Here is a 7656-nt window from a genome sequence, read left to right as displayed (position 1 = left end):
GGCGGGGGCGGCTGAACCCGCTGAAGTGTTTGCAGCGGCTCAGGCGGCGGCCGGGGTGTCAGGTGGCGTCGTGGAACACCAGGCCGAGGGTGTGGCGGCGGCCGGTGTGGACGGCGGAGACGCCGTGCCTGACCGGCGCCGCCGACCAGCCGCGCCGGGAGCGGACGGGGCGGTCGCGGGTGGTGAAGACCAGGCCCTGGCCCTGGGGAACGAGGGTGGCCGTGCCGCGGGACTGGGCCCGGGGGCGCTGCTCGACCAGCAGGAACTCGCCCCCGGTGTGGTCCTCGCCCGGCGCGTTCAGGTTGACGACGACCTGGAGCGGGAACACCTTGTCGCCGAAGAGGTCCCGGTGCAGGGCGTTCCAGCCTCCGGCCTCGTACCGCAGCAGGATCGGTGAGGGCCGGGTCTGTCCGGCGCGGTGGCAGATGTCCAGCCACTCCCCCAGGCTGTCGGGCCACTCGGCCTCGCGGCCCAGCTTCCCGTACCAGTCGCGGGCGACGGGCAGCAGGCGCGGATAGAGCTCCTCGCGCAGCAACCGCACCGGTTCGGGGAAGGGGTGGTCGAAGTAGCGGTACTCGCCCTCGCCGAACCGGTGGCGGGCCATGGAGACCGTGGACCTGAACAGCTCGGGCCGGTCGTAGAGCGCGGCCAGGTCCGCGCACTCGGCGGGGGTGAGGAGCCGGGGCAGCAGGGCGCGGCCGTGCTCGTTCAGCTCGCTGGCGACCGCGTCCCAGTCGGCGGCGGCGATCCGTTCGGCGAAACGGCGGGGGGAGGACCGCTCGGCGGCGACGGAGGGGGTGATCGGGGTGATCGGGGTCATCGGGGTCATGCCGTGGTCTCCAGGGTGAGGAGGATGCGTTTGGCCTCGTCGCCGCCCGCGTACCGGCCGGCGGAGCCGTCGGAACGGATCACGCGGTGGCAGGGCACCACGACGGGCAGCGGGTTGGTCGCGCAGGCGGTGCCGACGGCGCGGACCGCGCGGGGGCTTCCGGAGGCGGCGGCGACCTGCGCGTAGCTCTCGGTCCGCCCGTAGCCGATCTCCGGGAGGTGGGCGAGGACCTGACGGCGGAAGCCCGTGGACAGCCGCCAGTCGAGCGGCAGGTCGAACCGTCTGCGCCGCCCGGCGAAGTACGCGTCGAGCTGCCGGCTCGCCTCGTCGAGCCGCGCGGGGGCGTGCAGGATCCGGGGGCTGATCCGGTCGGCGAGCTGCTGGAGGACGGCCTCGTGGTCCTGCACCGCGTAGGCGGTCCTGACCAGGCCCTCCTCCGTCGCGGCCAGCAGCAGGGACCCGGCGGGGGTGTCCACCGTGCGGTAGGCGACGTCGAGCAGCCCCTCGCGGGCGGCCCGCTCCGTCAGCCCGGCGCGGAGGCGGTCCATCGCGGCGTCGTCGCGTTCGGGCAGCCCCGCGAAGAGGCGCGCGGCCTCGGGAACGTGCTCGGGTGCGTTCATGGGTGCGTTCATGGGTGTTCGGCCTCTCCTGTCTCGTTCGCCGGGTAGGTGCGGCGCAGGGTTCTCATGCCGTCCGCGGCGGCCCGGCGGGCGGCGTCGGCGGTGCCGCCGGTGAGCGCGGCGATCTCCTTGTACGGAAGGCCCGCCAGGTAGTGGTAGGCCACCGCCTGGCGCTGGCGGTCGGGCAGCGCCCCGAGCGCGCGCCACAGGTCGGGGTCCCAGTCCTCGGGGCGGCCGGTGCGCGCGGGGTGTTCCGGCAGCTCCTCGACCGGGGCGGGTCTGCGGGCGCGGGCCCTGGTGGCGTCGATGGCCTTGCGGTGGGCGACGGTCACCAGCCAGGCTTCGGCGTTCGCGTCGTCCGGCAGGCCGGGGTAGGCGCGCATCGCCGCGAGGAACGTCTCCGACCAGGCGTCCTCCGCCTCGTCGGGCCCGAGCACGGCCCGGACGACGCGGAGCACCGTCGGCCCGTGGGCGGTGACGAGCTGTTCGAATGGTGGCTTGCTCACATCAGGTAAACGATCGGGGCGGCCGGAACGTGAGACCGGCCGTGGTCCGGGCTCGCGCGGTCGGCGCGGGGGCCGCGTTCAAGCCGAATATGAACGGTGTGGCGCCCCCTTCCCTCATGGCCGGAAGGGGTCCTGAGCTGCGCGATCGTGCGGAAGGGCGCGAGACGGGCTGGCCGAGAGTGCACCGGTCCTCATGCGGACGCCGGAGCGGTGGCTAGCATGTCGCTGATCGGGGGGTGAGCGGTCCAGGTGTGGGCCATGAGGCTGATGGGGCGGGCGAGTGACGGAATCCGATGGGGTGGAGCCGGGCAAGGACCCGGAGCGGCTGGCCGTCGACCTGAGGTTCGACGTCCCGCACTCGGCGCGGGTCTACGACTTCCTGCTGGGGGGCAAGACCAACTACGACGCCGACCGCGACGCGGCGCGCGCGGCGGTGGAGGCATGGCCGGGACTGCCGGTCGGGATGCGGCACAACCGCATGTTCATGCACCGCGTCGTGCGGCATCTGGTCGGTGAGTACGGCATACGGCAGTTCCTCGACATCGGCACCGGCATTCCGACCCCGCCGAACCTCCACGAGGTCGCGCAGGGCATCGCCCCCGAGTCGCGCGTGGTCTACGTGGACAACGACCCGATCGTCCTGGTCCACGCCAGCGCGCTGATGAAGAGCGCGCCCCAGGGCAGGACCGCCTACATCGAGGCGGACTTCCGCGCCCCGGAGTCGGTGCTCGGCGCCCCCAGGCTGCACGAGGTCCTCGACCTCACCAAGCCGGTGGCGGTCTCGCTCATCGCGCTCGTGCAGTTCCTCCGTGACGAGGAGGACCCCTACGGCATCGTCAGGCGGCTGATGCGCGACCTCGCGCCCGGCAGCTTCCTCGCGATGAACGTGCTGACCGCCGACACCAATCCGGTGCAACTGGCCGCGCTGGAGCAGGAGTACACCTCGCAGGGCATCCCGCTGAAGGCCAGGACGAAGGCGGAGGCCGAGGCGTTCTTCGACGGCCTCGACCTCATCGAGCCCGGGGTGACGCTCATTCACCACTGGCGCCCGGACGAGGACGTCCTCGCCGACGGGCTCCGGGACGCGGACATCGCCGGGTACGGAGGCGTCGCCCGCAAGCGCGCCTGACCCTCACGTCGCGACCGCGTCGCCCCGGCCGTCGCTCGCCGCTCCCGTCAGGCCACCGGCGGCACCACGCGGACGTTGAACACGTACGTGTCCAGCGCCCCGGCTATGCCGAGGAAGAGCAGCGCGAAGTGCTCCTGTCCGCGCGCCGTCGCGATGCCGCCCAGGTCGAGGCGCGCGGACTCGGGCCAGCCGAGGTCCTCCAGCAGGCCGCCCACGGTCCGCTTGGCCTCCGCGTCGTCGCCGGAGAGGAAGACGGTGCTCGGGCCGTCGAGCAGGCCCGGGTTCCCCATCACCCTCGCGTCCACCGTGCACAGCGTCTTGACCACCGACGTCGCCGGGAACGCCTTCTGGAGCAGCTCGCCCAGGGAGGCGTCGGGGTGGGCCAGACCCATGGAGTCGGTGAAGCCGACGCCGATGTCGATGAGCACCTTCCCCGCCAGGGCCTCGGCGCCGATGGTCTCCAGGATCTCCCCGGACACCGTGCCGGGCGTGGCGTTGACCAGGACGTCTCCGTGCGCCGCGGCCTCCTTCAGCCCGGTGACGGCGGGGTCCCGGTGCTCCTCCGGCCGCCGCGAGCCGAGAACGGTGTCGTGTCCGGCCGCGGTCCAGCCCGCGGCCAGGGCGCGGGCGACATTGCCGGTTCCGAGAAGTCCGATACGCATGCCGCGACGCTAACCGCCGGGGGACGCCAGCCGGATCGGCCGGGGGGCGGGGGTGGCCTGGGACCGTTGGCGTAGTCCTGCGGTCCCTCCCGGGCAGTTCGCCCCGGCGCCGGCGGCCCCCGCGGCCACGATGGGGCCAGCACAGGCACCGGCGGCCCCCGGGCGGGCCAGGGACGAGAGCGAGCGGCTGATGAGACCGACGAGCATGGTCATCACGGGTGGAACGGTGCTGGCCGGGCCGCCGGAGTCCGGCAGGTTCGAGCGCGCCGACGTGGTGGTGGCGGAGGGGCTGATCGAGGAGATCAGACCGCCGGGCACCGGTGGGTCCGGCGGGGCCGGTTCCGGCGCCGCCGAGCCCGGCGTCACCGGTCCCGAGGTGCTCGACGCCACCGGCCGGTTCGTGCTGCCCGGCTTCGTCGACACGCACCACCACCTGTGGCAGACGACCATGCGGGGCCTCACCGCCGAATGGGACATCACGGACTTCCTGTGGGCGATGCGCACCCACCACACCGCCCTGCAACGCCCCGACGACGTCTACGCCGGGACCCTCGCGGGCGCGCTGGCCGCCTTGGACGCGGGCACGACCACCGTGCTCGACTTCGCGCACATCATCAACACCCCCGACCACGCCGACGCCGCCGTGAACGGCGTCCGCGAGTCCGGCATCCGCGCGGTGTGGGCGTACGGGCTGACCGCGACGCCGGGCGCGGAGGCGGCCTTCGGCAACGAGACGCACCGCATGGCCGACGTCGAGCGCGTCCGCCTGACGTACTTCCCCGACGAGGCGTCGGCGAACGCCCGGGTCCGGATGGGGCTGGCGGCCAACGAGATCGGTGGCGTCCCCTGGGAGACGACGCGCGGCGAGTTCCGTCTGGCGAGGGAGCTCGGCGTGCTGCTGACGGCGCACACCAACTCCGTTCCCGCGCCGGGCGCGCCCCCGGAGATCGCGTGGCTGCACCACGACGGGCTGCTCGGCCCCCTCCAGGTGCACGCGCACGCGACCGCCAGCACGGACGACGAGCTGCGGCTGCTGGCCGAGACGGGGGCGGCGGTGTCGAGCACGGTGGAGACCGAGCTCCAGACGGGCATGGGATGGCCGGTGTTCGCCCGCGCGGCCGGGCTCGGCGTGACCGTGGGCCTGGGCTCCGACGTGCAGTCGAACAACGCGGGCGACCCGTTCGCCCAGATGCGGCTGGCGATGCAGAGCGAGAACGGCCGCCGCTCGCGGGAGCTCGTCGAGTCGGGCGGGCTGGGCGCGTTGCGGGGCACCGCGGTGAGCCCGCGGGACGTGCTGCACTGGTCGACGCTGGGCGGGGCGCAGGCCATGGGGCTCGGCGAGGTGACGGGGTCCATCGAGCCGGGGAAGGCGGCGGACCTCGTGCTGCTGCGGCACGACCGGCTGCGGCACCGGCCGGTGGTCGACCCGTTCGCCACGGTGGTGCTGCACTGCGGGGCGGCGGATGTCGACACGGTGCTGGTGGACGGCGAGGTGGTCAAGCGGGAGGGGCGGTTGACGCGGGCGGACGAGGAACGGGTCATCGGGCTGGTGGACGGGGCGTTCCGGCGGCTGCGCGAGGAGATGGAGCGGGCGGGCGGGGTGCGGCCCGAGCGCCCGGCCGACCTGCTGGAGCGGCTGACCGAGAGGATGACCGGGAACGCCCCGGACTGGGCATGGCGGGCCTGAACGGTCGGGGCCGAACGGTCGCACGGCGGGCGGGTGTCCGCCACCCGGTCGGGACCGGGTGGCGGACGCCGGTGGCGGATGCCGGTGGGGGCCCTAGTCGTCCTCCTCCGGGCACTCCAGCCAGGCGAACTGGTAGGTGGTGTCGATGTCGCCGTCGGTGGAGTCCATGGTGATGAAGCTGGTGGTCTCGTCGGTGTCGGAGGTCCCGGCGCTGACGCGGAGTTCGGTGTTGATGTTGAAGTTCCTCACCTCGCCGCAGGGCGCGAAGACCAGCGCCTCCAGGTCGGTGACGTCCGTGGCCTGCCAGTTGTCGTCGAAGGCGCCGTCGAAATCGTGCGCGAACTGGTCGGTCTGCTGCGAGCCCTGGAAGTAGTACTGCGCCTGCTGGCGGGCGGACGCCCCCTCCTCCAGATACGCGTAGCCGCGGTAGTCGACGCTGGCGATGGCGTAGGTGAAGCCCTGGGGGACGTGCATGGCCAGGTTGAGCTGGCAGTTCTTCCTGAAGTCGGTCGCACCCGAGCCGACGCCGACCTGCGCGAGGTAGTCGCTGTAGGTCACGGTGAACGCGGTGTTGTCCTCCGAGACCGCCACCGCGGCCGTGCCCGCGGGACAACCGGAGCCATTGACCGTGACGATGTCGATGACCATTCTGTCGGTCGGCGCGTCCAGGAAGTAGGGTGGGGTGGAGAATTGAGGGGAGGACGTCGTCGCGAAAAGCAGAGCGACGGCGCCGCTCAGAACGAGTGCGCCAGGCATGGTTCTCCAATCGATTCGGCTGCGGATCGCGTCGTTGCAGGGCAATGCGGGTACGCGATCCGTGGTGAGTTGTGCTGACGCTCCCCCGCCTCGGCTGTGTGAGTCATTGAGGCGCGGGGAGCATCAGTCGGAAATCGGCCTTCGGCCGGGGTGGTGGGCCGGCGTCAGTTGGTGTCGCACCTCAGCCAGGTCATGTGGTACGTGGTGCTGACCGCCGAGTCCGTCGAGTCCATGGCCATGAAGCTGGTGGACCTCCGCGGGTCCGACTCCCCGGCGCCGACGCGCAGTTCGGTGTTGATGTTGAAGTTCCGCTGCTCGCCGCAGGGCGCGTAGACCAGCTCCGCCACCTCGGTGTCGTCCGAGGTGTGCCAGTTGTCGCTGTAGGGGCCGTCGAAGTCGTACGTCTCCGAGGCGGTTTGCGACGAGCCCTGGAAGTAGTACTGCGCCTTCTGGAGTCCCGTGGCACCGTCCTCCAGGTGGGCGAACCCTCGGTAGTCCACGCTCGCGATGGCGTAGGTGAAGCCCGAGGGGATGTGCACACCCAGGTTGAGCTGGCAGTTCTTCCTGAAGTCGGTGGGCGAGGCACCGACGCCGACCTGCGCGAGGTAGTCGCTGTAGGTCACGGTGAACGCGGTGTTGTCCTCCGAGACCGCCACCGCGGCGGTACCCGCGCGGCAGCCCGACCCGTTGATGGTCTGGATGTTGACCGTGATTCTCTCGGATGGCGCGTCCGTCATGGGTGCAGCGCCCTGGGCGGAAAAAGTCGAGGCGAATAGCGCCGCGACGGCACCGCCGGCGACAAGGACACCGGACATGATTCTCCAATCGGTCACCTGTGGGCGGCGACGGGACAGCCCGGCGCCGCTGAAGCAGAATGCAGAACGGTATTACGGGGCATTCCCCGGCCACCCTGGGACTTTGTGGGGCAAGGCGGCGCAATGCTGCTGACGGGGGCCGGACGGTGGCCGACGACGCGACCGTCCCTGGAATGGCTGAGAGCAACAGGGGGAGGAATGCGGCACTTTCCTTCGAGGGTCGCGAAGGCGCCGCGCTGTCCTGCGCGGAAGCACCTGTCCCGCCCCTCACGCTCCGCGAGTGGGAGCGCTCCCAGCGTAAGACCTGCATTCGGATAGGGGGAAGATGTGGGACACGACACGATCAGAGAGACCGGAATTCGCCGCTCCGGCCATTGTCATTTCCGGGCGAAGTGTCCGAGCGGCGGCATTTCTGGTGGTGATCGGGCTTGTGAAGGTTGTGTACCCGCGAGTTGAAGGAGTGGGTGCGCCAGGTGACAAGGTGCAGAACGGGACGGCGTGCGGGCGCGGGGCCTCGGGCCGGCGGGCCCTTGCGGCGCGGGGCCTCGGGCCGGCGGGCCCTTGCGGGGCGAGCGGCCGGGACGGGGGGACGGAGCGCCAGAGCCGGGGCGCGGAGCGCCGGAGCGCGAGCCGCCGGGCGGGGGCACCGAAG

The 7656-nt window shown here is 72.3% G+C and carries 8 protein-coding genes; 2 read left to right on the top strand and 6 right to left on the bottom strand.

All coding sequences use genetic code 11. From position 1 onward, the window contains the following. Window positions 1-58 precede the first annotated feature (58 nt). From ADY01_RS29625 to ADY01_RS29615, 3 genes are read right to left on the bottom strand one after another with little or no spacing between them, the layout of a single operon-like run. Complete coding sequence (locus ADY01_RS29625) at window positions 59-820, bottom strand: 2OG-Fe(II) oxygenase (RefSeq protein WP_049579626.1); 762 nt, start codon at window positions 818-820, stop codon at window positions 59-61. A gap of 5 nt (window positions 821-825) precedes the next feature. After that, the gene (locus ADY01_RS29620) at window positions 826-1461 is read right to left on the bottom strand and encodes a methylated-DNA--[protein]-cysteine S-methyltransferase (RefSeq protein ID WP_234320461.1); all 636 of its coding nucleotides are present in this window, start codon (window positions 1459-1461) and stop codon (window positions 826-828) included. Further along, on the bottom strand, window positions 1458-1955 hold the full coding sequence (locus ADY01_RS29615; RefSeq protein ID WP_049579623.1) for an RNA polymerase sigma factor: 498 nt from the start codon (window positions 1953-1955) through the stop codon (window positions 1458-1460). The genes ADY01_RS29620 and ADY01_RS29615 overlap by 4 nt, the downstream gene beginning before the upstream one ends. A 280-nt stretch (window positions 1956-2235) precedes the next feature. On the opposite strand from ADY01_RS29615, the gene ADY01_RS29610 reads away from it, so the two are divergent. Then, window positions 2236-3084 (top strand): SAM-dependent methyltransferase, encoded by an 849-nt coding sequence (locus ADY01_RS29610; RefSeq protein WP_078900725.1) that lies wholly within the window; start codon window positions 2236-2238, stop codon window positions 3082-3084. A 47-nt stretch (window positions 3085-3131) separates the two neighbouring features. Here the strand turns inward: ADY01_RS29610 and ADY01_RS29605 are convergent, their stop codons facing one another. Next, window positions 3132-3746 carry an NADPH-dependent F420 reductase gene (locus ADY01_RS29605; RefSeq protein ID WP_049579620.1) on the bottom strand — a complete coding sequence of 205 codons (615 nt, stop codon included), beginning with the start codon at window positions 3744-3746 and terminating at the stop codon, window positions 3132-3134. Window positions 3747-3936: 190 nt separating this feature from the next. Between ADY01_RS29605 and ADY01_RS29600 the strand changes: the two genes are divergently transcribed. After that, entirely contained in the window at window positions 3937-5433 is a 1497-nt protein-coding gene (locus tag ADY01_RS29600; RefSeq protein WP_159001502.1) for an amidohydrolase family protein, read from the top strand. Between the two features lie 93 nt (window positions 5434-5526). On the opposite strand, the gene ADY01_RS29595 is transcribed toward ADY01_RS29600, so the two are convergent. Then, window positions 5527-6189 carry a DUF4360 domain-containing protein gene (locus tag ADY01_RS29595; RefSeq protein ID WP_049579617.1) on the bottom strand — a complete coding sequence of 221 codons (663 nt, stop codon included), beginning with the start codon at window positions 6187-6189 and terminating at the stop codon, window positions 5527-5529. Between the two features lie 164 nt (window positions 6190-6353). Next, window positions 6354-7004 carry a DUF4360 domain-containing protein gene (locus ADY01_RS29590; RefSeq protein ID WP_049579616.1) on the bottom strand — a complete coding sequence of 217 codons (651 nt, stop codon included), beginning with the start codon at window positions 7002-7004 and terminating at the stop codon, window positions 6354-6356. Window positions 7005-7656: the final 652 nt, after the last annotated feature.

Source organism: Streptomyces sp. SBT349 (genome assembly GCF_001083795.1).
GTDB lineage: Bacteria > Actinomycetota > Actinomycetes > Streptomycetales > Streptomycetaceae > Streptomyces.
This window is presented reverse-complemented; position numbering and strand designations above follow the sequence as displayed.

Coding starts and splice junctions, on each gene's coding strand:
- ADY01_RS29625 (WP_049579626.1), bottom strand. CDS start 820: ATGACCCCGATCACCCCGATCACCCCCTCCGTCGCCGCCGAGCGGTCC.
- ADY01_RS29620 (WP_234320461.1), bottom strand. CDS start 1,461: ATGAACGCACCCATGAACGCACCCGAGCACGTTCCCGAGGCCGCGCGC.
- ADY01_RS29605 (WP_049579620.1), bottom strand. CDS start 3,746: ATGCGTATCGGACTTCTCGGAACCGGCAATGTCGCCCGCGCCCTGGCC.
- ADY01_RS29600 (WP_159001502.1), top strand. CDS start 3,937: ATGAGACCGACGAGCATGGTCATCACGGGTGGAACGGTGCTGGCCGGG.
- ADY01_RS29595 (WP_049579617.1), bottom strand. CDS start 6,189: ATGCCTGGCGCACTCGTTCTGAGCGGCGCCGTCGCTCTGCTTTTCGCG.
- ADY01_RS29590 (WP_049579616.1), bottom strand. CDS start 7,004: ATGTCCGGTGTCCTTGTCGCCGGCGGTGCCGTCGCGGCGCTATTCGCC.